The organism is Streptomyces sp. NA04227, from assembly GCF_013364195.1.
Taxonomy (GTDB): Bacteria; Actinomycetota; Actinomycetes; order Streptomycetales; family Streptomycetaceae; genus Streptomyces.
In genome coordinates this window covers 2,296,916-2,322,632 of record NZ_CP054918.1, presented here as the reverse complement: position 1 = coordinate 2,322,632, position 25,717 = coordinate 2,296,916, and the positions used below count along the sequence as shown (strand labels likewise).

Genomic DNA, 25,717 nt, shown 5'->3' with positions numbered 1-25,717 from the left:
GGCATAATCGATGCCATGAAGCATGAGCCGAGGTCAGCGGGTGCGGAGGGCGGGTCGGAAGGTACGGGAAACGCCTCCCGGAGGAATGGGCGAACGGCCACCGAGGAGGCGGCGCCGTCCGGCGAGGGGGCCCCGGGTTCCGCCGTCGCCCTCGAACCCGGGTCCTGGGCGGCGGTACTCGCGCCCCGGCTCGCCCAGTTCGCCGCAGTCGCGCGCACCGAGCACGTGACCCGGGCCGCCCTGGACCTGGAGGTCCCGCAGTCCACCCTGTCGCGGGCACTGGTACGCCTCGAACAGGACCTGGGCGTCGACCTGTTCGCACGCCGGGGCCGGGCCCTGTCGCTGACGCCCGCGGGGCGGACCTTCCTCGGTTCCGTGGAGCGGGCCCTCGGCGAGGTGGAACGCGCCGCGGAGGAGGTACGCGCCGACGCCGATCCGACCTCCGGCAAGGTGGCCTTCGGCTTCCTGCACACCATGGGTTCCGAGACCGTGCCCGGCCTGCTGCGCGCCTTCCGCGCCGAGCATCCGCGGGTCCGCTTCAGCCTGGTGCAGACGTACGGCGAGGCCATGCTGGAACGGATGCGGGCGGGTGAGCTCGACCTGTGCCTCACCTCGCCGGTGCCGGACGCCCCGGATCTGGTCGCCCGCCCGCTCGGGGAGCAGCGGCTCAACCTCGTCGTACCGGAGGACCACCGCCTGGCCGGACGGCGCCGGGTGCGTCTCGCCGAGACGGCCGAGGAGGCCTTTGTGACCCTGGAGTCCGGCTACGGGCTGCGGCGCATCACGGACGACCTGTGCCGCCAGGCCGGGTTCCGGCCCCGGATCGCCTTCGAGGGTGAGGAGGCCGAGACCCTGCGCGGCCTGGTCGCGGCCGGACTCGGCGTGGCTCTGCTGCCGCCACCGGCCTTTCCCCGCCCGGGAGTTGTCGATCTGGCCGTCACGGCGCCGCGCGCGGTCCGTCAGATCGGTGTGGCCTGGCTGGACGGCCACCCCGACACGGTGCCGGTGGCCGCCTTCAAACGCTTCCTGCTCTCACGGCGCGGCCGACTGCTGCGCGAGCACTGAGCAAGTGGCAAATAGGAAGTAGTGGTTGGCGGATGAGCGGCGACGACTGCCAAGTAGTCAGCAACAGCAGGGAAGTGTTGTGCCCGCCCGAGACCAACTCGCCACCCCCACGGGCACGTTACTTCCGGCGTCCGTTCCCTCGCCCGTTTCCTCGTCCGTTCCCTCGTCCGTTCGGCGTGCCCAGTGTGCTCCCGAACCCGGAGGCGAGTGGCATCCGCAGGCCGATCGGCGGGGGTGCGGCCAGGGCGTCCTGGACGGGGCGGGCGAAGGCGTGGCCGAAGAGGGTGCCGCGGACGAAGTCGGCGGCCAGGGCGAGGACTTCGCTGCGGTGCTGGCTCAGGCGGTGGCCGTCGGAGTGGACCTCGAAGCGGGCGATGTCGCGGTGTGCCTTCTTGGCGCGGGCTGCGAGCCGGAAGGAGAGTTCGGGGTCGGTGCGTTCGTCGTTGGTGCCGTGCACGATCAGTACGGTGCGGCCGTGGAACTGCTTCACCGGTTCGGGCGGTACGGCGACGTCGTCCTCGGGCAGCCAAGGCGCCAGTGCCAGTACGGAGTTGACGGCGGCGTGACCCGAGGCGTGCAGGGCGGCCCGGGCGCCCATGTCCGTGCCCGCGAGGCACACCGGAACGTCCCCGTATCTGCGTACGGCCTCGTCCGCGGCCCAGGTGGCGGCCTTGGCGAGCTGTGCCTCGCTGCCGTTCCAGCCGCGTTGGTGGTACTGCACGACATGTGCGGCGAGCCCGTCCGTGCGCCCGGCGCGCGCCAGATGCCGCCCCAGCGCCCGCATCCCCGCAGCGGCGAACGGCAGGGGTCTGCGCGCGGAGACCTCCTCGCCGCCCGGCAGCAACAGCACCACGCCGCTCACCGAGGACGGCGCGGGGCCGATCGGGCCCGAGAGCCGTGCCGCACGGGCCGCCGTCGATTGTGACTTGACTGAACCCATGACAGAACAGTGTCAGAAGCCCCGGTGTACGCCACCCCTCCTGGCGATCACTGTTACGTATCGACCACGGGCGCGAGAGGTAAGCGATCTACGCGCGTAGGCGTTAGAGTGCCGAGATGACGAGCCAGACTTTCTCCGGACCGGGAGCCGAGCAGATCCGCCGAGCCCCCAAGGTATTGCTGCACGACCACCTCGACGGGGGCCTGCGCCCAGGAACCGTGGTGGATCTCGCCCGTGAGACGGGCTACGAGGGGCTGCCCGAGGCGGACGCCGACAAACTCGGCCTGTGGTTCCGCGAGGCCGCCGACTCCGGTTCGCTGGAACGCTATCTGGAGACCTTCGCCCACACCTGCGCCGTCATGCAGACCAAGGACGCACTGCGCCGGGTCGCCGCCGAGTGCGCCGAGGACCTCGCCGAGGACGGCGTGGTGTACGCGGAGGTGCGCTACGCCCCCGAGCAGCACCTGGAGCGCGGGCTCAGCCTCGAAGAGGTCGTCGAGGCGGTCAACGAGGGCTTCCGGGAAGGGGAGCAGCGGGCGCGCGAGAACGGTCACCGGATCCGCGTCGGCGCCCTGCTCACCGCGATGCGGCACGCCGCGCGCGCCCTGGAAATCGCCGAACTGGCCAACCGTTACCGGGACTCGGGCGTCGTCGGCTTCGACATCGCCGGTGCCGAGGCCGGGTACCCGCCCACCCGCCACCTCGACGCCTTCGAGTACCTCAAGCGCGAGAACAACCACTTCACCATTCACGCGGGCGAGGCCTTCGGACTGCCGTCGATCTGGCAGGCGCTCCAGTGGTGCGGCGCCGACCGGCTCGGGCACGGGGTGCGGATCATCGACGACATCCAGGTCGCCGACGACGGCACCGTCACGCTCGGGCGGCTCGCCTCGTACGTACGCGACAAGCGCATCCCGCTGGAGCTGTGCCCGACCTCCAACCTCCAGACGGGGGCGGCCGATTCCTATGCGGCGCACCCGATCGGGCTGCTGCGCAGGCTGCACTTCCGGGCCACGGTCAACACCGACAACAGGCTCATGAGCGGCACCACCATGAGCCGCGAATTCGAGCACCTGGTCGGCACCTTCGGCTACACGCTCGACGACATGCAGTGGTTCACCGTCAATGCGATGAAATCAGCTTTCATTCCTTTCGATGAAAGGCTGGCCATGATCAATGACGTCATCAAGCCCGGCTATGCGGAACTCAAGTCGGAGTGGCTCTTCCGTCAGACCGCCGTGACCAGGTAACTCTCCGGAGAACAAGGCTGATTGTCGTCCTTGTTGCGGGGCGGGTGATTCGTTTTTCCGAGCGCGATTCGGTGTTTGCGGGCGGGTAAACACCTCGATACGTTCTTGGACCGCTCAGTTCCCCGTCACAAGGACGCATTCACCATGAAGCAGTCTGCAGTCAAGACCCTCGGTGTCGCCGCGCTCGGTGCCGCCTTCGCCGCCGCCGGTGCGGGTGCCGCCAACGCCGCCCCGGCCGACACCGACGCCCTCGGGAACGTCACCGGTGCCGTCCAGGCACCCGAGGTCCCCGGGACGCTCCCGGCGGCCGAAGGCGTGAACCAGGTCCTCGGCGTCCCGCAGGACGTCGTGAACGGCGTGAACGAGACGGCTCCGCTGCACCAGATCAAGGACGGCTACGAGTCCACGCGCGCCCTCGCCGAGGAGGCGGAGCGCAAGCAGGCGGCCGAGCGCGGGGAGAAGGGCCAGCAGGGCAAGCAGGGCCAGCAGGGCAAGCAGCAGGACGACTCGCTGATGGGCGCCCAGAGCCCGGTCGGCCAGCTCCTCGGCGGCCTCCCGGTCGCCGGTCTGCTCGGCTGACGGCTGACTTCGGTCCGGGCCACGGGCTTTCGGCGCGTGGCCCTGCGGCGGGGCGCTCGGCATCTGCCGTGCGCCCCGCCGGCGTCTTGCGCCCGCGTACGGGACGGGCTCACCGAAGGGCCGGGATCAGCGCAAGGCCGCGATCACCGAAAGGCCGGGATCACCAGGGCGCCGGGGCCTTGGACTCGTCGGGCAGGAAGATCCACAGCGCGAGGTAGAGCAGGAACTGCGGTCCGGGCAGCAGGCAGGAGACCACCCAGATCAGCCGCATCGTGCGGGTCGAGGTGCCGAAGCGCTGGGCGAGGGCGGCGCAGACGCCGCCGATCATCCGGCCGTTCCTGGGGCGGACAAGGGCACTCATGACGCTCTCCTAAAAGTCCAGGGTCCGGAAGGACGACGTCCCGTCTCGCGGGCCTGTCGACGCCTGCCGCAGCTCTGCCGCAACTCTGCGGAGACCTGCCGCGGGCCCGTCGACGGGGCCCACGCTCCGAGGCTTCTCGGTTTCGAGGCGGTTGAAGCCTCGGAGCCGCACACGGTTGAGCCTCGGATCTCCGGACCGGATCGTTCGGTCGGCTGTCTTCGACGGTACGGGTCAGGGGCGCCGCAGCGCCTCGCCCCACGGAGCGAACCCGACCCCGGCAATCGTCGGGGTCGGACCCTGAGCCTCCTCGGCGACCGGAACGACCTCCTGCGCACCGGCCGCGCGGCGCCTGCGCAGCGCGGACCTGGCCCAGGGCACCACGGCCAGATGCGCGAGCAGTACCCCGAGGCTGTTGAGCAGCAGCGAGTCGATGTCCACGACCTGCCCGGGTACGTAGGTCTGCAGCAGCCCGATCCACATGGACACCAGGGCACCGGCCGCCGTGCAGCGCACCAGCGAGAAGAACCACGAGGCGCGCAGCCGTCCGCCGATGAGCGGCAGCAGGAAGCCCAGCGGCGCCAGCATCAGCAGGTCCTGGACGACCCGGCGGGCGCCCTGCCACCAGCCCAGCTCGAAGTCGGCGCGGATGCCTTCCAGCGGACGCAGATTCGTCGCGCTGACCCAGGCGACGTCCACCGGGCGCAGACTGGTCCAGGCGACGAGCGCGAGATGCGCGGCCAGGAGGACGACTCCCGCCGCGCGCAGTGGTACCGCGACGCTGTCGTCGCCCGAGCCTTGACGCTGCACGACCCCAAGGACGTACGCCCGGGCTGGATCGGTTCCCTGCTCGGGGCAGGTCTCAGACAGTGTGTCAACAGGTGGGACGGGTGACCGTGGAGTGCGACCGGGGTCGCGCGCCCACGGCGTACGCGGGTCGCACGGCGAAAGGCGCGGATGAGCCCCGAGGGGCCAGGGCCCAACCCTCAGTCCCGCTCCACCACGGAGTCGGGTCAGTCCCGCTCCACCACCGAGTCGGGCGGCACCTGCGTACCCGGCCGGGCGCGCAGCTCCTCCGGACACTCGTAGCGGCGCAGCGGCTCGGGATCGGGGCCGCCGAGGACGATGCCGTGGCCCTCGTCGGCGGCGGCCGAGGCGGTGTACGAGCACACCAGCTGCGCCAGCGCGTACGTGGAGAGGTCCTCGGGCTGGATGCTCAGCCGCAGGGCGCTGTCCGGGTCGCCCTCGCGCGGGCCGCTCACCCGGGTCTCCTGCGGGACCTCGGTCTTGTAACCGGCCTCGCGCTCCGCCTCGGACGGCATCCGCCGGAGCTGTCCGAGCAGGGCCTGCGCCACCCGCAGCCGGTCCGCGGACTCGGGCCGGGTGGGCAGCCGTACGGCACGGTCCACGGTCACCAGCTGAGTGGCGCAGACCAGGAAGACCTGGACCGGGATGCCCTCCGGGGCGGCCTTGGCCTCCTCGTCGGGACCGGACAGCGCGCACGGCGCGCGCGAGGGCGCGGGGCCGAAGTCGGTCGGCACCTCGGTGGGCCGGATCCCACAGGCACCCAGCAGCAGACCGGCGGCGGCGACGCCCGTGGCGGCGCGCAGCGCGGTCAGGGCCCGGGCACGCGAGAGAGCACGCGTCCGAGGCAGCACTCGCCTGGTCATTTCTCCTGGTCCTCGCCCTCGGTGCCCTTGCCCCCGGCGTCACTCCCGGCGGCGCCGCTCCCGCGACCACCGCCGCTCCCGGAGGCGCCGCCCGTGCCGTCGGCCCCGCCGGAGCCCGCCGGACGTGCCGCACTCCCGGCGCCGTCCCTGCCGTTCTCCTCGCCCGCCACCGGCTCGGGGTGAATGTCGCGCGGCAGGCGCAGGGTGAACACCGCACCGCCCTCGGGGGAGTTGGCGGCCGTGATCTCGCCGCCGTGGATGTGCGCGTTCTCCAGGGCGATGGACAGGCCGAGGCCGCTGCCCTCGGAACGCGGCCGGGAGGCGCTGGCCTTGTAGAAACGGTCGAAGACGTGCGGCAGGACCTCTTCGGGGATGCCGGGGCCGTGATCGTGCACCTCGATGACCACGTCGTCCACCCCGTCGTCCTCGGTGCGCACCGAGACCCGTACCGGCGAGCCGCCGTGCTTGAGCGCGTTGCCGATCAGGTTCGCCAGGATCACGTCGAGGCGGCGCGGGTCGATCCGCGCCATGATCCCGCGCTCCGCGTCGAGTTCGACCGCGTCCAGCCAGGCGCGGGCGTCGATACAGGCGGTGATCTGGTCCGCGATGTCGACGTCGTCGCGTACGAGACGGGCCGTACCGGCGTCGAAGCGGGTGACCTCCATCAGGTTCTCGACGAGGTCGTTCAGGCGCCGGGTCTCGCTGACCACCAGCCGTACCGCGGGCTCGATCATCGGGTCCACGCTGCCGGTCTCGGCGTCGAGTTCCTCTTCCAGGACCTCGGTGACGGCGGTGATCGCGGTCAGCGGGGTGCGCAGCTCGTGCGACATGTCCGCCACGAACCGGCGCGAGGCCTCGTCGCGCGCGCTCATGTCGGCGACGCGTTTCTCCAGGGCCTCCGCGGTGCGGTTGAACGTCCTTGACAGTTCGGCGAGTTCGTCGGTGCCGGAGACCCGCAGCCGGGTGTCGAGCTTGCCCTCACCGAGGCGCCGGGCGGCGGTGCCGAGGCGGTGCACCGGCCTGAGCACCGTGGTCGCGGCGGCCTGGGCGAGCAGCGCCGCGCCGACCAGGGCGAGCGCGGTGGCGATGGCGAGCGACCAGGCCAGCGAGTCCAGGTCCTCGGCCTCGGGTTCGAGGGACTTGAGCATGTAGCCGGTCGGACCGCCGCCGATCACCTTGACGCCGCCGACGAGATAGGGCGTACCGCCCTCCTCGGTGCGCTGCCAGTACAGGTGGTACGCCGAGGAGTTGTGCTCGCCGAGGTTCTGCTTGCGGTTCACCGCGTCCCGCAGCGACCGCGGTACGTCCTCCAGCGTGAAGCGGTCCAGGTCGGAGTTGCCGACGACCGTGTTGCCGTCCTCGTCCGTACCGATGAGCAGCACGCTGAAGTGCTGGCTGCTCTGGGCCATCACCCCCGCGGTGCGCTGGAGTTCGGACTGGGTCGGATGGGTGGGCAGCGCGCTCGCGTGGTTCTGCATCTCCTGCTGGAAGTCGTTGAGCGCGGCGTCCTGGGCACGCGTGAGGACGGCTTCCCGGTTCAGCCAGTACGCGATGCCGGAGGCCAGTACCGCCGCGGTGAGCGCCACCAGGGCGAAGACCACGACCAGGCGCAGCCGCAGACTGGTGAAGCGCAGGCCCGCGAGTATCGCCTTGCGCGCGGCGGCCCAGCCGCCCGTCTTGCCCGCGGTGCCGTCCGCCGGGGAGTCCTGCGTACTGCCGGATGACGTGTCGTGCGTCGTGTCCTGCGGCTGTGTCACGTGCGGCGGCCGCCCGCCGTACTCGCCTGGTGTGCCCCGCCGTTCGCTGGATGTGCCTCGCTCATGACGGGGTGTCCAGGCGGTAGCCGACGCCCCGTACGGTGCGGATCAGGGTGGGCGAGGACGGTACGTCCTCCACCTTGGCGCGCAGGCGCTGCACACAGGCGTCGACCAGCCGCGAGTCGCCCAGGTAGTCGTGCTCCCACACGAGCCGCAGCAACTGCTGCCGGGACAGCGCCTGTCCGGGCCGTCGGCTCAGTTCGAGGAGCAGCCGCAGTTCGGTGGGCGTGAGCTGGAGGTCCTCGCCGTTCTTGGTGACCGTCATCGCGGCCCGGTCGATGACCAGGCTGCCGAAGGAGGCGGCGTCGTTGGCCTCGCGCTCGCCACGGCGCAGTACGGCGCGGATACGCGCGTCGAGTACCCGTCCCTGTACGGGTTTGACCACGTAGTCGTCGGCGCCGGACTCCAGCCCCACCACGACGTCGATGTCGTCGCTGCGTGCGGTGAGCAGGATGATCGGCAGCTGGTCGGTGCGCCGGATGCGGCGGCACACCTCGAAGCCGTCGATACCGGGCAGCATGACGTCGAGGACGATCAGATCGGGCCGCGCCTCGCGCAGCAGTTTCAGACCGTCCTCGCCCGTGGCAGCGGTCGCCACACGGTGACCCTGACGGGTCAGCGACAGCTCCAGGGCCGTACGAATGGCGTCGTCGTCCTCGATCAGCAACAGGGAAGGCACGGCGCCATTCTGTCCCATGGGGTGCCGGTCTTTCGACCTCCTGAGTTCACTCTCACCGCACCCACACCTCCGGAAGGGCCCCCGGGGCCTGTGACAGCCCTGTGACAGTCGGCGGACACCGCCATGAAGTGGGGTCGGCAAGGTTGTGGTCACAAGGCGAGGAACGGCAGACACCGACGACGGGGGGCGCACGATGAACACACTGCACAGCACCACAACTGGCGCAGTTGTCACGCGTCTGCACGACGCCGTCGGGCGCAGCGCCATGAAGGCCGCTGCGAACGCCGGCACCAAGACCACGAACTCCACGAACTTCACAACCGCTGGAAACACCGAGAAGTCCGGTGCCGTGAGCGGGCGGGGGTGCGCTCGCGGCACCGGGCGTCAGCACACCGCGTACATGACGGTGGTTGACGCACACGAAGGGGTAACGCGCGGGGGCCAGACGTACGGGGAGGCCGCGGGGGAGCGGCGCACCGTCGCGGGCGGGGCGGACGCCGAGGCGGCGTTCACGGCCTACGTCCAGGAGCGCCGCGCCTCCCTCTACGCCACCGCGTACCACCTGACCGGTGACCGCTTCGAGGCCGAGGACCTGCTGCAGAGCGCGCTGTTCTCGACCTACAAGGCCTGGGACCGGATCAGCGACAAGGCCGCCGTCGGCGGATACCTGCGCCGCACCATGACCAACCTGCACATCAGCGCCTGGCGCAGGCGCAAGCTGAACGAGTACCCGACCGAGGAACTGCCGGAGACCGCCGGCGACACGGACGCGATGCGCGGCACCGAACTGCGCGCCGTCCTGTGGCAGGCGCTCGCCCGGCTGCCCGAACTCCAGCGGACGATGCTGGTCCTGCGTTACTACGAGGGCCGTACCGACCCGGAGATCGCGGACATCCTCGACATCAGTGTCGGCACGGTCAAGTCCAGCATCTGGCGTTCGCTGCGCAGGCTGCGCGAGGACGAGGTGCTCAGCTTCGGCCGTGACGAGGAGGAGTCCTTCGAAGAGCTCGTTGCCTGAGCCCACTTCGAAGGTCTACGGGGGAAACACGGGGGCGCCGGGGAGACCCGGCGTGGGGGAAAACAGGGGGAAACCGGGGGAGCCTGGGGCGAATTGACGTCGCCGTTCGTGGGGGAACGGTGGCGTCACTGCCCCGGGACGAGAACGGGCGAGATGCCGAGGGCCGGGGGGCCCGACGCGGCCCGAGGGGTATCGGGGGAACACGGAGAAGAACGGGGGACCGGGGGAACACGGGGGAATCCACGGGGGTGGAGAGCGCAGGACCGGAGGGCTGGGGGGCCTTTCCGGTCTTGTTGCTTTTTCCGGACTCTCCGGATGTTGCTTTCCGGGAGTATGGGCCAGTTTGACCGGTTATCCGCGTCGCGGCCGGGCTGCTGGTCCTTCAGCCCAACAGCTTCAGCCCAACAGCTTTGGCTCGACTCCTTTTCCGCTTCCGCCCGGTTCAGTTGGCGGAGTGCGGTGCGCCGGTGGCGTGCGTGGCTTCGGCGGCACTGGCCGTACCGGCCGTGCCCGCCGTACTCGCTGCACTGGCCGTGCTCGCCGTACCGGGAGCCTCGACGGAGTCGGCGGCCCTGGCGGAGGCGTTCTCGACGTCGGCCTGTGCCGGGATGCGCGGCGCCTCGCCGGTGCGGGCATTGCGGGCGCGGCCGCCCGCGCAGTGGCCCGCCGCCGCGGCGGCGAGGCGGCCGAGGGCCTCGTCGCGGGCGCAGGGGTGGGCGCCGAGTGCCGTCTGCCGGGCGACGATGGCGCGTTCGGTGCGCATCAGGCGCCAGCCGCGGCGCAGCAGGAGCAGGGTCGACTTGCGGCCCTCGCGCAGGTCGCGCAGCAGCCGGCGGCGGAAGGTGGTGGTGGGGCGGCCGCGCAGGCACAGCGCGTCGGCGAGGACGCCGAGTTCGCGGCAGCGTTCCACGATTTCCGCGGCGAAGATCCCCTCCGCGACGAACAGTGGCGTACGGCCGATGTCCAGCGCCCTGTTGCCCGTACGGCTGCTGCTCGCGAGGTCGTAGACCGGCACCTGGGTACGTCCGGTGCGGCACAGGGCCAGGATCGCGGCGACGGCACTCTCCTCGTCCCAGGAGGCGGGGGAGTCCCAGTCCGCGGCGTCGGTGCCGGTCAGCCGCGGGAGGGTGGGATCGTCGCCCTCCTTGTAGAAGTCGTCGAGGGCGAGCACCGGCAGTCCTGAGCGGGTGGCCAGCGAGGACTTTCCGGAGCCGGAGGGGCCGCAGAGCAGCACGACGCGCGTAGGTATGGGGGGATGGGAACTCACGAGAGTCCAGTGTGCGCCATCTTGGGCGGTTGGCCGAGCCCCTGGACCGGTTCCGCGGACAATGCAGTGGGTGTCACACGGGCGCGCGGTACGAAAGGCGGGGCGCCGAGGAGGAACCGTGGCCGTATCGCGTGATCTCTCCGCCAGTCCGCGCGTACGCAATCCGCTTGTGTGATGGTCCGGTTGGGCGTGATCCGTCTCGCGTGACCGCTCCGCCCGGGATTCGTTGGGCCGAGTATCCCCGGCGGTGGCCCGGGGGCAGATCGAGAGGCGGCAAGCACATGGCCCGACACGCGGCCCGCAGGAACTCCCCCGCAGCCCGGACCCTTCTGCGCGCGGGGCTGACCCTCGGCGCGGCCGGTGCGGCGCTCGCCGCGGGTGCGGCCGGGGCGAGCGCGGCTCCGACGGGGGCCGAGGCCAAGGGCGACGTGAGCGGCAGCGGTACGAAGGTCAGCGCCCCGGACGTGCCGACCGCGCTCGACTCGATCACCGGCCTGCAGATCAACCCTCTCGCCAATACCGGCGTCGACCCGCTGGACAACGGTGTGGAGACCCAGGTCGCCGACTTCAAGCCGGTGGGTACGAGGACGGTCACCGGGCCGCTGTCGGAGGGCGCCTCGCTGTCGGAGCTGCCGGTGGTGGGCAAGTTGCTGGCGCGGGGCTGACCGGGAACGCGGCTTGCCGCAGCGGCGAGGAAGCCCCCGCTCCTCCGCCCGGGGGAAAGCGGAGGAACCGGGGCTTTTGGCCAAAGCGCCCTGACGGGCGGGGAGTTGGGCTCAGTACGCCGAGCCCGAGGCGCCGAGGGAGCCCGTCGGGTGCCAGACCGTCTTGGTCTCCAGGAAGGCGGTCAGGCGGCGGGTGCCGGGGTCGGTGTGCCAGTCGGCGTCGAGGTCGGGGCGCAGTACCCGCTTGAGGTTGTCCGCCGCCGCGATCTCCAGGGCCTTGGCGAGCTGCTCGTCCTCGGCTCCGGTCAGGTCGAGTGCGTTGACGTCCCTGTGGGCGGCGAGCGGGCCCGCGATCTCCTGGGTGCGTCCGGACAGGATGTTGACCACACCGCCGGGCAGGTCGGAGGTGGCCAGGACCTCGCCCAACGACAGGGCGGGCAACGGGTGTTGGGCGGAGGCGACCAGTACGGCGGTGTTGCCGGTCGCGATCACCGGGGCGAGCACCGAGACCAGGCCGAGCAGCGAGGACTCCTGCGGGGCGAGCACCGCCACCACTCCGGACGGCTCCGGGGCCGACAGGTTGAAGAAGGGTCCGGCGACCGGGTTGCCGCCGCCCACGACCTGCGCGACCTTGTCGGTCCAGCCCGCGTACCAGACCCAGCGGTCCACCGCGGCGTCGACCTCGGCGGCCGCCGCCTCGGCCGACAGGCCCTCGGCCGCGGCCACTTCGGCGGCGAACTGCTCGCGGCGCCCCTCCAGCATCTCCGCGACCCGGTACAGGATCTGCCCGCGGTTGTACGCGGTCCTGCCCGCCCAGCCGCCGAAGGCCTTGCGCGCGGCGACCACCGCGTCACGGGCGTCCTTGCGGGAGGACAGCGGGGCGTTGGCCAGCCACTGGCCCTCGGAGTCGGTCACCTCGTACACCCGGCCGCTCTCGCTGCGGGGGAACTTGCCCCCGACGTACAGCTTGTAGGTCTTGAACACGGCGAGCCGGGGCGCGGACACGGACTCCTTCGCCCCGTTCGACGGCTTCGCGGCCGCCGGCTCGGCACTCTTGGCGCCCTTCGCGCCGCCGGAGTTCTTCGAACCGCTCGCGGCCTTCGCGGACTTGTCAGACATCGAGGTACGCCTCCAGACCGTGGCGGCCGCCCTCGCGGCCGAAGCCCGACTCCTTGTACCCGCCGAACGGCGAGGTGGGATCGAACTTGTTGAACGTGTTCGCCCAGACCACACCCGCGCGCAGGCGGTCCGCGACCGCGAGGATGCGCGAGCCCTTCTCGGTCCAGATGCCCGCCGAGAGCCCGTACGGAGTGTTGTTGGCCTTGGCCACGGCCTCCTCGGGGGTACGGAAGGTCAGTACGGACAGGACCGGGCCGAAGATCTCGTCCCGGGCCACCGTGTGCGCCTGGGAGACCCCGGTGAACAGGGTCGGCGCGAACCAGTAGCCGGAGGAGGGCAGTTCGCACGGCGGCGACCAGCGCTCGGCGCCCTCGGCCTCGCCCTGTTCGGCCAGTGCGGTGATCCTGGCGAGCTGCTCGGCGGAGTTGATGGCGCCGATGTCGGTGTTCTTGTCGAGCGGGTCGCCCAGGCGCAGTGTCGCGAGCCGTGCCTTGAGCGCGTCGAGGAACTCCTCCTCGATCGACTCCTGGACGAGCAGGCGGCTGCCCGCGCAGCACACCTGGCCCTGGTTGAAGAAGATGCCGTTCACGATGCCCTCGACGGCCTGGTCCAGCGGGGCGTCGTCGAAGACGATGTTGGCGCCCTTGCCGCCGAGTTCGAGGGTGAGCTTCTTGCCGGTGCCCGCGACGGTCCGCGCGATCTGCTTGCCGACGGCGGTGGAACCGGTGAACGCCACCTTGTCCACGCCCTCGTGCGCGACCAGCGCCGCGCCCGTCTCGCCGTACCCGGTGAGGATGTTGACCACACCGCGGGGCAGGCCCGCCTGACGGCAGATGTCCGCGAAGAACAGCGCGGACAGCGGGGTCGTCTCGGCCGGTTTGAGGACCACCGTGTTGCCGGTGGCCAGCGCCGGGGCGATCTTCCAGGCGAGCATCAGCAGCGGGAAGTTCCAGGGGATGACCTGGCCCGCGACGCCCAGCGGCCGCGGATCGCTTCCGAACCCGGCGTGGCCGAGCTTGTCCGCCCAGCCCGCGTAGTAGAAGAAGTGCGCGGCGACCAGCGGCAGGTCGGTGTCGCGGGTCTCCTTGATGGGCTTGCCGTTGTCCAGGCTCTCCAGGACGGCCAGTTCGCGGGCGCGCTCCTGGACGATCCGCGCGATACGGAACAGGTACTTGGCCCGCTCCGCGCCGGGCAGCGCCGACCAGGAGACGAAGGCCTTGCGGGCGGCCCGTACCGCGCGGTCCACGTCGGCCTCACCGGCCAGGCAGACCTCGGAGAGGACCTCCTCGCTCGCGGGCGAGACCGTCTTGAACACCCGGCCGTCGGCGGCCTCGGTGAACTCGCCGTCGATGAAGAGCCCGTAGGAGGGCGCGATGTCGACGATCTCGTGGGACTCGGGCGCGGGCGCGTACGCGAACGGGGAACTCGAAAGCGGGGAGCCCGTTGGGGAGTTGGTCACGTCTGTGTTCACGTCTCTCAGTCCACCGTCACGTAGTCGGGTCCGGAGTAGCGTCCCGTGCTCAGCTTCTGGCGCTGCATCAGCAGGTCGTTCAGGAGCGAGGAGGCGCCGAAGCGGAACCAGTGGTTGTCCAGCCAGTCCTGGCCCGCGGTCTCGTTGACCAGGACCAGGAACTTCACCGCGTCCTTGGCGGTGCGGATGCCGCCCGCCGGTTTCACGCCGATCTGTACGCCGGTCTGCGCGCGGAAGTCGCGTACCGCCTGGAGCATGAGCAGGGTGTTCGCCGGGGTGGCGTTGACCGCGACCTTGCCGGTGGAGGTCTTGATGAAGTCGGCGCCCGCGATCATGCCGAGCCAGCTCGCGCGGCGGATGTTGTCGAAGGTGGCGAGCTCGCCGGTCTCGAAGATGACCTTCAGCCGGGCGGTGCCGCACGCCGCCTTCACGGCGGTGATCTCCTCGTACACCTTGAGGTAGCGGCCCGCGAGGAACGCGCCCCGGTCGATGACCATGTCGATCTCGTCCGCGCCCGCGGCCACCGCCGCGCGTACGTCGGCGAGCTTGACCTCCAGGGCGGCCCGGCCCGCGGGGAACGCGGTGGCGACCGAGGCCACCTTGACGCCGGTGCCCGCGACGGACCGCTTGGCGGCGGGGACCATGTCGGGATAGACGCAGACGGCCGCGACCCTCGGTGTCGTGGGGTCCGTCGGGTCCGGGTGGGCCGCCTTGGTGCCGAGGGAGCGGACCTTGCCCGGGGTGTCCGCCCCTTCGAGCGTGGTGAGGTCGATCATCGAGATCGCCAGGTCCAGGGCATACGCCTTCGCCGTGGTCTTGATCGAGCGGGTGCCCAGCGCCGCGGCGCGCGCTTCGAGCCCGACCGGGTCGACGCCCGGGAGCCCGTGCAGGAAGCGGCGCAGCGTGGCCTCGGACGCAGCCACGTCGGCAAACGCGGCCCGCCCCGCGGCTGAAGAGGGTGGAGTGGTCGCCATAGTCACGAGGGGAGCATATCTACGCGCGTAGCGGCTGTACAGGGCGGGTCGGGCGGGAGAACTCGGCCGGTAATCGGGGGGTTGGCCGGTGAGTGCGGGCCCGCGGCCGCCGCACACGGTCCCCTTCGGAGGGCGCGGGCCCCGGTCCGCGAAGGTCACGGAGCGGACACCTTCCGAGATGCGCCCGGTCACCCGCGTCCGGATGGTGAACACCTTCAGGCACAATCGGGACCATGACGAGCCCGGACCCCAAGGCCCCCGCACCCGGCGACAACCCCGATGGGGCCGCAGAGTACAAGGACCGTGTCTACCGCTCGCCCGGCGGCATCGTGGGCGGGGTGCTGCTGCTCGCGCTCGTCGCCTGGCTCGGGATCGACGCGCTGGTACGCGGTGACGGCCGGGTCCCGTGGCTGGCGCTCGCCTCCGCGCTGTTCCTGGTGCCCCTGGTGTGCGCCTTCACCCTCCGGCCCGCGATCTTCGCCAATGACGACCGGATGCGGGTCCGCAACCCCTTCCGGCTGATCACGCTGCCCTGGTCGCAGGTGGTGAATCTGCGCGCCGGGTACTCCAACGAGGTCTTCGCCGAGTCCGGCACCAAGTACCAGCTCTGGGCCCTGCCGGTGTCCCTGCGCGGCCGCAAGCGCGCCGCCTCGCGCCAGGCGCGCGCCGAGTCCGGCAAGTCCGCACAGGACAGCGTCCCGGCCGAGGATCACCGTGCCACCTCCGACCGCGCGATGGACGAACTGCGCGAGCTCCAGGAGACCAACGAGAAGAAGCCGGGCGCCCAGGGCGAGGTCGAGGTGCGCTGGGCGTACGAGATCCTCGGGCCCTCCGCGGCGGGCGCGGCGCTGCTCGCCATCCTGCTGATCGCGGGCTGACCGCCACTCCCGTACCGCCGCTCCCGTACCGGAACTCCCTTGCGGGAGGCGGCTGTTGGTCGCCGAAGCGGTGCCCGACACTCCGAGGGGCCGGTTACCGCCTGCATTCTGCACATGACAAGCTGTAGGCATGACTTTCCCGCCGCCTCCGGGGCGGCAGCCGCCCAACCACCCTTCCGGCGCCGGGGGGTTCGGCCCGCCGAGTGGATACGTTCCTCCGGCGCAGCCCGGTAATTCGTACGGCCCTGTGCCCGGCAACCCGTACGGCTCGTCGCCCGAGAACCCGTACGGCTCGTCCGGGCAGCCGCCGGGCGGGTACGGCGCTCCCGGTGGTCCGCCCGCCGGTCCGCCCGGCGGAGGGTTCGGTCCGCCCGGTGGTCCGCCCGGCCCGCCGGTCCCAGGCGGCTGGCCGCCCCCGCCGCCCGGTGGTGGAGGCGGCGGCAACCGCAAGACGCTCCTCATATCGGTGGCCGCCGCGGTGGCGGTGGTCGCGCTGGTCGTGGGCAGCGTGCTGCTGTTCGGTGGCGACGGGGACGACGAGAAGGACGAGGCGGCGGGCTCCCCGAGCGCCTCGACGGCCACGAGCGCGTCACCCTCGCCGAGCGACAGCAACAGCGAAAGCGCCTCGCCCGAGGACGGCTCCGGCGACTACGACGACCCGGACCCCGGCTACGACGACGGCGCGGACGCGTCGCCCTCGGACGCCCCCTCGGACTTCGAGTCGATCATGCCCACCCCCAGTTCCGGTCCTCGCCTTGCGTACCAGCTCAGGGCGGGCGACTGCTTCAACCTCTCGGAAACCAAACAGGGTTACGGCGACAAGGTCCCCTGCCCCGGCTCCCACGACGCCCAGGTCGTGTACCAGGAGAAGCTCGGCGAGGGCTTCACCACCGAGGACGCCCTGAAGACCAAGGCCGACGCGATGTGCAAGCCCGAGCTGGAACGCAAGGCCCGCAAGCAGCCCGCGGGGGAGCGCTTCCGGACGCTGGCCCAGTATCCGAAGCTGAGCGGCTATCGGCTCGGGATGAGGACGGTGACCTGCAGCCTGGTCGCCGCGGACGGGAGCAAGTTGCAGGGGGCGCTGGACTAGGGCCTGTTCGGAGCCTGTTCGGGGCCACTTCAGGGCTGCTGTGGAGCGGACCCGGCCCCTTGTCGTACCCGCCTGCGATGCTCCGGGCATGGAGACGACAACGCTGCAACTGACCATCGACTGCGCCGACCCGCGCAAGCTGGTGACCTTCTGGGCCGAGGCCCTCGGGTACGTGCCCGAGCCTCCGCCGGGCGGGCACGCCACATGGCGCGCCTACTGGGCGGAAATGGGCGTGCCCGAGGCCGAGTTGCCCCCCGGCGCCGGGGAGACGCCGGAGTCGATCGTCGATCCGGAGGGACGGGGGCCGCGGGTGTGGTTCCAGCAGGTTCCGGAGCCGAAGGTGGCCAAGAACCGGGTGCACCTCGACCTCAAGGTCGGTGGCGGTCGCGGGGTCCCGCCGGCGGTCCGTACGCAACGGGTCGCGGCCAAGGTGGAACGGCTGACCGCAGCCGGTGCCACCGTGCTGCGGATCATGGACGAGCCGGACATGGAGTACTACGCCGTCGTTCTGCAGGACCCCGAGGGCAACGAATTCTGCGTCGTCTGAGGGCTGTTGGGGCCTCCTCGCCACGCCCCTCAGATCCCCGCGGCCTCCGCCAGATCCGTCTTGAGCGCGTTGAGCAGCTGTGTCGCCCGGTGCCGGACTACGCCGAGGTCCGTGGGCGAGTCCACCGGCAGCACAACCTCCAGATAGCACTTGATCTTCGGCTCGGTACCGCTCGGCCGTACGATCACCCGCGCGCCCTCCAGGGTGTAGCGCAGGCCGTCCGTGGGCGGCAGGGTCTCGGTGCCCTCGGTCAGGTCCTCCGTGCGCGTCACGGCGAGGCCCGCGAGCTGGGTCGGGGGGTGTTCGCGCAGGCGGCGCATGGCGTCGGCGATCAGGGAGAGGTCCTTGACGCGGACCGAGAGCTGGTCGGTGGCGTGCAGGCCGTGCTCGACGGCGAGTTCGTCGAGCAGGTCGGTCAACTGCCGCCCCTGTTCCCTGAGTTCGGAGGCCAGTTCGGCGACGAGCAGGGCGGCGGTGATGCCGTCCTTGTCGCGTACGCCCTCGGGGTCGACGCAGTAGCCGAGCGCCTCCTCGTACCCGTAGCGCAGGCCGTCCACCCGGGCGATCCACTTGAAGCCGGTGAGGGTCTCCTCGTGGCGCAGGCCCGCCTTCTCGGCGATCCGGCCGAGCAGGGAGGAGGAGACGATCGACTCGGCGAAGGTGCCGCTCACCCCGCGCCGCACGAGGTGTGCGGCGAGGAGCGCGCCCACCTCGTCGCCGCGCAGCATCCGCCAGCCGCCCTCGGCCGCCCGGTCGGGCACCGCTACGGCGCAGCGGTCCGCGTCCGGGTCGTTGGCGATGATCAGGTCCGGCGCCGCCTGCCGGGCGGTGGCGAAGGCGAGGTCCATCGCGCCGGGCTCCTCCGGGTTGGGGAAGGCGACGGTGGGGAACTCGGGGTCGGGCTCGGCCTGTTCGGGTACCGGCACCGGGGCCGGGAAGCCCGCGCGGGCGAAGGCGGCGCGCAGGGTCTCGGTGCCGACGCCGTGCAGCGCGGTGTGCACGATACGGACGGTGCGCGGCGAACCCTCGGCGAGCACGGCGTCGGTACGGGCCAGATAGGCGTCCAGGACCTCCTCGCCGAGCACCTCCCAGCCGGACTCTGGGCGTGGTACGTCCGCCAGCGAGGCGACCGCCGCGATCTCGGCGGCGATGCCCGCGTCGGCGGGGGGCACGATCTGGGAACCCTCGCCGAGGTAGACCTTGTAGCCGTTGTCGCGCGGCGGGTTGTGGCTCGCGGTCACCTCGACTCCGGCCACCGCGCCCAAGTGCCGTATGGCGAAGGCGAGTACGGGGGTCGGCAGCGGGCGCGGCAGCAGGGCCGCGCGCAGTCCGGCGCCGGTCATCACGGCGGCGGTGTCCCGTGCGAAGTCGGCGGACTTGAAGCGGGCGTCGTAGCCGATGACGACCAGGCCGTCGCCCTCGCCCCGGGCGCGCAGATAGGCGGCGAGCCCGGCGGCGGCGCGGATCACCACGGCGCGGTTCATCCGCATCGGGCCCGCGCCGAGTTCGCCGCGCAGCCCGGCGGTGCCGAACTGGAGGGTTCCGGCGAAGCGTTCGGCGAGTTCGTCGGTGTCACCGTCGGCGGCGCGCTCGATCAGTGCGGCCAGTTCGGTGCGCGTCTGGGGGTCGGGGTCCTCGGCGAGCCAGGTCCGGGCCCGGGCCAGCAGTTCGTCCTGCACGTGGTCTTCCGCCTCCCGCCCCGGCGCGCGCCCGCGGGGGCAGGGCGCCACGGGGTAGTCCGTGGGTGTTGCCGTCGATTCCGGGCGCGGGGCGCCCGGACCGGGGTGGTCGCAGATTAGATCCGGCCCAGGAGCTGGGCCAGCAGGCTGCCCATCCGGGTGGCCGAATCGCGGCCCGCCTGGAGGACCTCCTCGTGGTTGAGGGGCTCGCCCGTCATGCCCGCCGCGAGGTTGGTGACCAGGGAGATACCGAGCACCTCGGCGCCCGCCTCACGGGCCGCGATGGCCTCCAGGACGGTCGACATGCCGACCAGGTCCGCGCCGAGCACCCGGGCCATGCGCACCTCGGCCGGGGTCTCGTAGTGCGGGCCGGGGAACTGCGCGTAGACGCCCTCCTCCAGCGTGGGGTCGACCTCCTTGCACAGGGCGCGCAGCCGCGGCGAGTACAGGTCGGTCAGATCGACGAAGTGGGCGCCGACGATCGGGGAGGTGGCGGTGAGGTTCAGGTGGTCGCTGATCAGGACCGGCTGGCCGGGGCGCATGCCCTCGCGCAGTCCGCCGCAGCCGTTGGTCAGGATGATCGTCTTGCAGCCCGCGGCGACGGCGGTGCGCACCCCGTGCGCGACGGCCGCGACGCCGTGGCCCTCGTAGTAGTGGGTACGGCCGAGGAAGACCAGTGCCCGCTTCTCGCCGACCCGGTACGAGCGGATCAGTCCGCCGTGGCCCGCCACCGCCGGCGGCGGGAAGCCGGACAGCTCGGTGACCGGGAAGTCGTGCTCGGGGACGCCGAGTGCTTCCACCGCGGGACCCCAGCCGGAGCCCATCACGAGGGCGACGTCATGGGTGTCCGTGCCGGTGAGCTCGCGCAGTCTGGCGGCGGCGGTGTCGGCAGCGGCGTGCGGGTCGCCCGGGATGTCGTCCGGAAGGAGAGATGCGTTCACGCGAAGAGGGTAGCTGGTCCTGGCCTACGCGCGTAGATGGGGCGAGGAATCACGGGCCTGATCGTGATCTTTCGAACCGGTCCGGAACGGGGCAAAACGCCAAGGGTCGGCGGGCGGAAACTTTTCGCGAATGGCGTGAAGTGTCCGAGCTCGGCGCGCCTTGGGGGAGGCGCGCGGGAGCGGGGCCGGGGCGAGCGCGGGCCGCTTCACGCGGTCCCGGGTCACCCGGCGGTCAGCAGGGCCGCTTGCGGAGTTCCGTCACATAGTCGTGCGGGGCGCCCGCCGACTCCGCCGCGTCCGCGATCTCGCCCAGATAGCGGGCCGAGGGCAGACCGCCCTCGTAACCGTTGAGCACATACATCCAGGCGGGCTCCTGGCCGTCCAGGGTCTGGACGCGAACCCGCATCCGCCGGTAGATGTCGAGTCCGACACCTTCCCAGCGGTCCATGGAGTCCTCGTCCATCGGCGCGATGTCGTACAGCGCCACGAAGACCTGCGAGCGCGGGGCCTCCACGACCGTGGCGAGGGCGCCCTCCCAGCCCATGTGCTCGCCGCCGAAGGTCAGTCGCCAGCCCTCCAGCCATCCGGTGGCGCGCAGCGGCGAATGCGGGGCGCGGCGGGTCATCAGCCGCGCGTCGAGGTTGCCGGCGTACGCGGCGTAGAGCGACATGACGTCGAGGGTACGGCAGGCCGCGACCGGTCCCGCTGCCCAGCGGCGGCGGCTTCCCGAAGACGCACCGCAGACGCACCGAAGACATGGTGACGACGCGCCGAAGACGCGCCGCGGAACCGCACACGCGCAGGTGGCGGCGGGTGGGAAGCGGACGGAAGGCTTCCGGGGCGCGGCCCCGGGCGGCCGCCGCGGGGCTCTTCGCACGGGCGAACGGCCCCCCGGGGGCGAAGCGGAGGCGGGCTTGCGGGAGAATGGAGTACGTGACTCGGATCGTGATCATCGGTGGCGGACCCGGCGGATACGAGGCGGCCCTGGTGGCCGCCCAGCTCGGCGCGGAGGTGACCGTCGTCGACTCCGACGGTCTGGGCGGGGCGTCGGTACTCACCGACTGCGTACCGTCCAAGACCCTCATCGCCACCGCCGAGGTGATGACGACGTTCGACTCCTCCTACGAGGAACTGGGCATCATCGTCGCCGACGACACCCCGCACATCGACACCCCGGCCCGGGTCGTCGGCGTGGACCTCGGCAAGGTCAACCGCCGGGTGAAACGTCTCGCGCTGGCCCAGTCGCACGACATCACCGCCTCCGTCACCCGTGCGGGCGCCCGCGTCCTGCGCGGCCGTGGACGGCTCGACGGACGGCAGGCCCTGGACGGCTCCCGCAAGGTGGTCGTGCGTACTGCCGACGGTAAGGAGGAGACGCTCGTCGCGGACGCGGTGCTCATCGCCACCGGCGGTCACCCGCGCGAGCTGCCCGACGCCCAGCCGGACGGCGAGCGCATCCTCAACTGGACCCAGGTCTACGACCTCGAGGAGCTGCCCGAGGAGCTCATCGTGGTCGGTTCCGGTGTCACCGGTGCGGAGTTCGCGGGCGCCTATCAGGCGCTGGGCTCGCGGGTCACGCTGGTCTCCAGCCGCGACCGGGTGCTGCCCGGTGAGGACCCGGACGCCGCCGCCGTCCTGGAGGACGTCTTCCGGCGTCGCGGCATGAACGTCATGGGCCGTACGCGCGCCGCCTCCGCCAAGCGTGTGGGCGACCGGGTCGAGGTCACCCTCGCCGACGGACGGGTCATCACCGGCTCGCACTGTCTGATGGCCGTCGGCGCCATCCCCAACAGCGAGGGCATGGGCCTGGAGGAGGCCGGGGTCAAGGTCAAGGACTCCGGGCACATCTGGACCGACCGGGTCTCGCGCACCAGCGCGCCCGGCGTCTACGCGGCCGGTGATGTCACCGGGATCTTCGCGCTCGCCTCGGTCGCCGCCATGCAGGGCCGGATCGCCATGTACCACTTCCTCGGCGACGCGGTGACCCCGCTCGACCTCAAGACCGTCTCCTCCAATGTCTTCACCGACCCGGAGATCGCCACCGTCGGCTACTCGCAGGCCGACGTCGACGGCGGCAAGATCGACGCCCGGGTGGTCAAGCTGCCGCTGCTGCGCAACCCGCGCGCCAAGATGCAGGGCATCCGGGACGGCTTCGTCAAGATCTTCTGCCGCCCCGGCACCGGGATCGTCGTCGGCGGCGTGGTGGTCTCGCCGCGCGCCTCCGAGCTGATCCACCCCATCTCGCTCGCCGTCGACAACAACCTCACCGTCGAGCAGATCGCCAACGCCTTCACCGTGTACCCCTCGCTGTCCGGCTCCCTCGCCGAGGTCGCCCGGCAGCTGCACACCCGCAAGTCCGGCGGCGAGGCCTGAGTTCCCTCCGATTCCGTCGACTCTCTTTGTTCGCGGGGGAGTTGAGCACAGTGAGCCCGAACCCTCGTATGTCGCGGGGCGGTTGACCCCGCGTCCGCCGGGCCGCCGTCCTCGTCCGCCGTCCGACTGCCTTGTGGGCACCCTGTGTTGGCGTGGTGAGCAACATGGCCTCGTCCTCAGCGCCGTGGCATGCTCCGGTGCGCGGCAGCGCTCGCTGACCGCCGTTCCGGTTCTGGGGAGGCCCACGCATGGCAGCAGACCGCCGTTCCTCGCGGAGCCCCGGGGGCCCTCAACATCCCGAGGGGGAAGGGGAGCCGAGTACGGCAGGGGAGCAGGAGGCGACCGGCTCGCGCGGGCCCGACCGCCGTACCGTGCTCGCCTATCTGCTCGCCGCGCCCACGCTCGCCGTGGGGGTACGGTTCGGCGCGGACGCCACCGCCGCCCCTCAGGCCGAGGCCGCGGTGCCCTCGCTGCCGCAGCCGGCCGACCTCTTCGACCTCGGCGACATGCAGACCCTTGCGGGCGCGCCCACCTCGGGGCTGATCCGGGTGGAGGTGCACGAGGACGGCACCGTCTCCTTCGCGGTGCCGCGTACCGAGGTCGGTCAGGGCATGACGACCGCGGTGGCCATGATGATCGCCGAGGAGATGGACCTGCCCGTCGACCGGGTGAAGGTGCAACTCGCCGACGCCCGCCCCGAGTTGCTCTTCAACCAGCTCACCGGCGGCTCCAACTCGATGCGCAGCGTGTACGTGCCGGTGCGCACCGCGGCGGCCGTGGCCCGGCAGCGGCTCGTGTCGACGGCGGCGAAGCGGTGGGGCGTGGACGCGTCCAAGCTGAGCACCGACGGCGGTGTGATCAGGGACGGTTCGGCGCGCAGTGTCACCTACGGCGAACTCGCGAAGGCGGCGGCCAGTACCGAGGTCGCCGCGGCCACCGCCCGGCTCAAGCCCGCCTCGGAGTTCACCGTCCTCGGCAAGCCGCACAACCGGATCGACGCCCGCGACATCGTCACCGGCCGCAAGCAGTTCGGCCTCGACCTCCAGGTCCCCGACGCCAAGCCGACGATGGTGCGCAGGCCGCCCACCGTGAACGGCACCGTGACGGCCGTGCACAACGCGGACGCGGTACGGAACATGCCCGGCATCACCGATGTGGTCACGATCGAGCACGGCGTCGCGGTGCGCGGCGAGACCTTCGGGCAGTGCATCGACGCGCTGCGCGCCCTGGAGGTCAGCTGGGGCCGGGGCACCGTGGACGGGGAGTCCGACGAGTCCGTCCTCGCCAAGCTCAAACGGGCCCAACTGCCCATGATCGTGCCGCCGTTGCTGACCAAGAAGATCGACGCCGAGTTCACCTTCGCGTTCGCCAGCAACGCCCCGCTGGAACCCGACAACGCCATCGCCGACGTACGCGAGGACCGCGCCGAGATCTGGGCGAACGTGAAGGCGCCGATCGTGGCGCAGGGCGACATCGCCCACCGGCTCGGTCTGCCGCAGCACCGGGTCACCGTCCATGTGGTGGAGGGCGGCGGGTCGTTCGGGCGGCGGCTGTTCCACGACGTGGCCGCCGAGGCGGCCGAGATCTCGCAGAAGATGGGCAAGCCGGTCAAGCTGTCCTGGTCCCGTACCGACACCTTCCGGCAGGGCCGTACCCACCCGATGTGCGTCTCCCGGGTGCGCGCCACCTACGCGGCGGGCAATGTGCTCAGCTACGAGCAGCGGCACACCGGTTCGGAGACCGACTTCGGGCACGGCCTCGGCGACATGATCACCGCGACGGCCACCAAGCTGCCGGTCGTGGGCAATCTGACCTTCGCCGAGACGATCTTCCAGCTCACCCAGTCCACGCCGTACCACTTCGGGGTGACCACCCACCTCCTCAACGAGGTGCCGCTGAAGTTCAACACCGGCAGCATGCGCAACATCTACTCGCCCAACGTCGCCTGCGCCCGCGAGCTCGTCGTCGACCAGCTCGCCGCGAGGACCGGCCGGGACCCGGTGGAGTTCCGCCGCGAGTTCCTGCGCGACAAGCGGCTGCGCGCCGTACTGGACAAGGCGGTCGAGGAGGGCGAGTGGGGCAGGTCGATGCCCGCGCTGACCGCCCAGGGCATCGCGCTGCACGGTGAGTACCGGGGCGCGGTCGCGGTACTCGCCGAGATCGACTGCCGCCCGGAGACGGTGGGCCGCGAGGTACGGGACGGGGTGACCGGGCCGCGTGTCACCAAGGCGCTGATCGTGGTGGACGCGGGCTTCGCCATCAACCCCCGTGGCCTGGAGGCCCAGATGATGGGCTGCTTCAACGACGGGCTCGCGATGGCGCTCACCTCCAGCCTGCACATCGACAAGGGGCTGCCGCTGGAGGGCAGTTGGGACAACTACTTCTACACCCGGCAGTGGAACACCCCACTCGAACTGCGAGTGGTGGTCATGCCCAGCGACGAGAAGCCGGGCGGGGCGGGGGAGTTGGGCGTGGCCCCGGCCTTCGCCGCCGTCGCCTGCGCCTACGCCCGGGCCACCGGCAGCATGCCGACCCGCTTCCCGGTCAACCACGACACGCTCTCTTTCGAGCCGCTGCCCCGCCAGCCCTCCACCCCGCCCTCGCCCACCGACGGTCTCGACCGCGCGTACTGACCCGCCCACTGAGGAGCCACATGCCCAGGCACAGCTTCAAGCTCAACGGCGAGCAGATCACCGTCGAGGCCGAGGACGACCTCCGGCTGCTGTGGGTACTGCGTGACCTGCTCGGGGTCACCGGGCCCAAGTACGGCTGCGGGATCGGCGTCTGCCAGGCGTGCACCTCGCACATCAACGGCAAGGCGTTCAACCCGTGTTCGGTGCCGGTGTCCAAGATCGGGCCCGAGGACGAGGTCACCACCATCGAGGGTCTGCCCGCGACCGTGGGCAAGGACCTGCACCCCATGCAGGAGGCCTGGCTCGACCTCGACGTCTCGCAGTGCGGTTACTGTCAACCGGGGCAGATCATGGCCGCCGTCGCCAAGGTCCGCCAGGCCGCCGCCGAGGGCCGCGAGATCGACGACGCGGACCTCGACTCGATCCGCAACATCTGCCGGTGCGGTACGTACAACCGCATTCGGGACGCGATCCGGGCGGGCGCCGAACGGATGTGAGGTCTCGGCCCTGGTGTGGTTGCGCCCCGGGCGTCGGGCGTGGGGCGTCCGCTCCGGGCCCGGGGCGTACGCCGTCGCACGGCTGTGCGGCACGGAGTGGTCAAGTACGCGGTCGCGTATACCACTTCGCGCGGCCGAGTGCGGACAACTTCCGGTGTTCGGCGCAAACTGCTGAAAGCAGACGGTCGCTCGCGTTACTGTCAGTTT

23 protein-coding genes and 1 pseudogene are annotated in these 25,717 nt (G+C 71.5%); 11 read left to right on the top strand and 13 right to left on the bottom strand.

The window, feature by feature from the left end; all coding sequences use genetic code 11:
- Positions 1–15 precede the first annotated feature (15 nt).
- A complete protein-coding gene (locus HUT18_RS09655; protein ID WP_176099577.1) occupies positions 16–1,065 on the top strand; it encodes a LysR family transcriptional regulator in 1,050 nt (349 codons plus the stop codon).
- 118 nt (positions 1,066–1,183) lie between these two features.
- Here HUT18_RS09655 and HUT18_RS09650 read toward each other — a convergent pair whose 3' ends face one another.
- The gene (locus HUT18_RS09650; RefSeq protein WP_176099576.1) at positions 1,184–2,005 is read right to left on the bottom strand and encodes an alpha/beta hydrolase; all 822 of its coding nucleotides are present in this window, start codon (positions 2,003–2,005) and stop codon (positions 1,184–1,186) included.
- Between the two features lie 116 nt (positions 2,006–2,121).
- Between HUT18_RS09650 and HUT18_RS09645 the strand changes: the two genes are divergently transcribed.
- A complete protein-coding gene (locus HUT18_RS09645) occupies positions 2,122–3,255 on the top strand; it encodes an adenosine deaminase (RefSeq protein ID WP_176099574.1) in 1,134 nt (377 codons plus the stop codon).
- A gap of 144 nt (positions 3,256–3,399) precedes the next feature.
- The gene (locus HUT18_RS33620) at positions 3,400–3,834 is read left to right on the top strand and encodes an ATP-binding protein (RefSeq protein ID WP_254878504.1); all 435 of its coding nucleotides are present in this window, start codon (positions 3,400–3,402) and stop codon (positions 3,832–3,834) included.
- 160 nt (positions 3,835–3,994) lie between these two features.
- Here the strand turns inward: HUT18_RS33620 and HUT18_RS09635 are convergent, their stop codons facing one another.
- The 5 genes from HUT18_RS09635 to afsQ1 form a co-directional block, all read right to left on the bottom strand.
- Positions 3,995–4,195: a PspC domain-containing protein gene (locus HUT18_RS09635; protein WP_176099573.1), complete on the bottom strand. Its 201-nt coding sequence runs from the start codon at positions 4,193–4,195 to the stop codon at positions 3,995–3,997.
- A gap of 231 nt (positions 4,196–4,426) precedes the next feature.
- Positions 4,427–5,002 carry a VanZ family protein gene (locus HUT18_RS09630; RefSeq protein ID WP_176099571.1) on the bottom strand — a complete coding sequence of 192 codons (576 nt, stop codon included), beginning with the start codon at positions 5,000–5,002 and terminating at the stop codon, positions 4,427–4,429.
- A gap of 203 nt (positions 5,003–5,205) precedes the next feature.
- Positions 5,206–5,862 (bottom strand): hypothetical protein, encoded by a 657-nt coding sequence (locus HUT18_RS09625; protein ID WP_254878503.1) that lies wholly within the window; start codon positions 5,860–5,862, stop codon positions 5,206–5,208.
- Entirely contained in the window at positions 5,859–7,508 is a 1,650-nt protein-coding gene (locus HUT18_RS09620; protein ID WP_254878960.1) for a cell wall metabolism sensor histidine kinase WalK, read from the bottom strand. The genes HUT18_RS09625 and HUT18_RS09620 overlap by 4 nt, the downstream gene beginning before the upstream one ends.
- 172 nt (positions 7,509–7,680) lie before the next feature.
- Positions 7,681–8,358 carry a two-component system response regulator AfsQ1 gene (gene afsQ1 / locus HUT18_RS09615; protein WP_176099567.1) on the bottom strand — a complete coding sequence of 226 codons (678 nt, stop codon included), beginning with the start codon at positions 8,356–8,358 and terminating at the stop codon, positions 7,681–7,683.
- A 193-nt stretch (positions 8,359–8,551) separates the two neighbouring features.
- Here afsQ1 and HUT18_RS09610 point away from each other — a divergent pair, with 193 nt between their 5' ends.
- The gene (locus HUT18_RS09610; RefSeq protein WP_176099565.1) at positions 8,552–9,376 is read left to right on the top strand and encodes a SigE family RNA polymerase sigma factor; all 825 of its coding nucleotides are present in this window, start codon (positions 8,552–8,554) and stop codon (positions 9,374–9,376) included.
- A gap of 661 nt (positions 9,377–10,037) precedes the next feature.
- Here the strand turns inward: HUT18_RS09610 and HUT18_RS09605 are convergent.
- Positions 10,038–10,643: pseudogene (locus HUT18_RS09605) on the bottom strand (ATP-binding protein); the annotation flags it as partial.
- Positions 10,644–10,924: 281 nt separating this feature from the next.
- Between HUT18_RS09605 and HUT18_RS09600 the strand changes: the two are divergent.
- Positions 10,925–11,308 (top strand): hypothetical protein, encoded by a 384-nt coding sequence (locus HUT18_RS09600; RefSeq protein ID WP_176099564.1) that lies wholly within the window; start codon positions 10,925–10,927, stop codon positions 11,306–11,308.
- 111 nt (positions 11,309–11,419) lie between these two features.
- Here HUT18_RS09600 and HUT18_RS09595 read toward each other — a convergent pair whose 3' ends face one another.
- The 3 genes from HUT18_RS09595 to deoC all read right to left on the bottom strand — a co-directional run bounded on the left by HUT18_RS09595 (position 11,420) and on the right by deoC (position 14,872).
- A complete protein-coding gene (locus tag HUT18_RS09595; RefSeq protein ID WP_254878959.1) occupies positions 11,420–12,313 on the bottom strand; it encodes an aldehyde dehydrogenase family protein in 894 nt (297 codons plus the stop codon).
- A 106-nt stretch (positions 12,314–12,419) separates the two neighbouring features.
- On the bottom strand, positions 12,420–13,898 hold the full coding sequence (locus HUT18_RS09590; RefSeq protein WP_254878502.1) for an aldehyde dehydrogenase family protein: 1,479 nt from the start codon (positions 13,896–13,898) through the stop codon (positions 12,420–12,422).
- A 5-nt stretch (positions 13,899–13,903) separates the two neighbouring features.
- Complete coding sequence (gene deoC, locus HUT18_RS09585) at positions 13,904–14,872, bottom strand: deoxyribose-phosphate aldolase (RefSeq protein WP_176104396.1); 969 nt, start codon at positions 14,870–14,872, stop codon at positions 13,904–13,906.
- A gap of 233 nt (positions 14,873–15,105) precedes the next feature.
- Here deoC and HUT18_RS09580 point away from each other — a divergent pair, with 233 nt between their 5' ends.
- From HUT18_RS09580 to HUT18_RS09570, 3 genes are all read left to right on the top strand, one after another.
- The gene (locus tag HUT18_RS09580) at positions 15,106–15,750 is read left to right on the top strand and encodes a PH domain-containing protein (protein ID WP_176099560.1); all 645 of its coding nucleotides are present in this window, start codon (positions 15,106–15,108) and stop codon (positions 15,748–15,750) included.
- 247 nt (positions 15,751–15,997) lie between these two features.
- Complete coding sequence (locus HUT18_RS09575; protein ID WP_254878501.1) at positions 15,998–16,840, top strand: septum formation family protein; 843 nt, start codon at positions 15,998–16,000, stop codon at positions 16,838–16,840.
- Between the two features lie 88 nt (positions 16,841–16,928).
- A complete protein-coding gene (locus HUT18_RS09570) occupies positions 16,929–17,387 on the top strand; it encodes a VOC family protein (protein WP_176099557.1) in 459 nt (152 codons plus the stop codon).
- A gap of 29 nt (positions 17,388–17,416) precedes the next feature.
- On the opposite strand, the gene HUT18_RS09565 is transcribed toward HUT18_RS09570, so the two are convergent.
- The 3 genes from HUT18_RS09565 to HUT18_RS09555 form a co-directional block, all read right to left on the bottom strand.
- On the bottom strand, positions 17,417–19,066 hold the full coding sequence (locus HUT18_RS09565) for a phospho-sugar mutase (RefSeq protein ID WP_176099555.1): 1,650 nt from the start codon (positions 19,064–19,066) through the stop codon (positions 17,417–17,419).
- A 116-nt stretch (positions 19,067–19,182) separates the two neighbouring features.
- Positions 19,183–20,007 carry a purine-nucleoside phosphorylase gene (locus HUT18_RS09560; protein ID WP_176099553.1) on the bottom strand — a complete coding sequence of 275 codons (825 nt, stop codon included), beginning with the start codon at positions 20,005–20,007 and terminating at the stop codon, positions 19,183–19,185.
- 232 nt (positions 20,008–20,239) lie between these two features.
- Positions 20,240–20,677 carry a gamma-glutamylcyclotransferase gene (locus tag HUT18_RS09555; RefSeq protein WP_176099551.1) on the bottom strand — a complete coding sequence of 146 codons (438 nt, stop codon included), beginning with the start codon at positions 20,675–20,677 and terminating at the stop codon, positions 20,240–20,242.
- 254 nt (positions 20,678–20,931) lie between these two features.
- Between HUT18_RS09555 and HUT18_RS09550 the strand changes: the two genes are divergently transcribed.
- From HUT18_RS09550 to HUT18_RS09540, 3 genes are all read left to right on the top strand, one after another.
- The gene (locus HUT18_RS09550; RefSeq protein WP_176099549.1) at positions 20,932–22,380 is read left to right on the top strand and encodes an NAD(P)H-quinone dehydrogenase; all 1,449 of its coding nucleotides are present in this window, start codon (positions 20,932–20,934) and stop codon (positions 22,378–22,380) included.
- A 248-nt stretch (positions 22,381–22,628) separates the two neighbouring features.
- Positions 22,629–25,013 (top strand): xanthine dehydrogenase family protein molybdopterin-binding subunit, encoded by a 2,385-nt coding sequence (locus HUT18_RS09545; protein WP_176099548.1) that lies wholly within the window; start codon positions 22,629–22,631, stop codon positions 25,011–25,013.
- Positions 25,014–25,033: 20 nt separating this feature from the next.
- Positions 25,034–25,510 carry a (2Fe-2S)-binding protein gene (locus tag HUT18_RS09540; RefSeq protein ID WP_176099546.1) on the top strand — a complete coding sequence of 159 codons (477 nt, stop codon included), beginning with the start codon at positions 25,034–25,036 and terminating at the stop codon, positions 25,508–25,510.
- Positions 25,511–25,717: the final 207 nt, after the last annotated feature.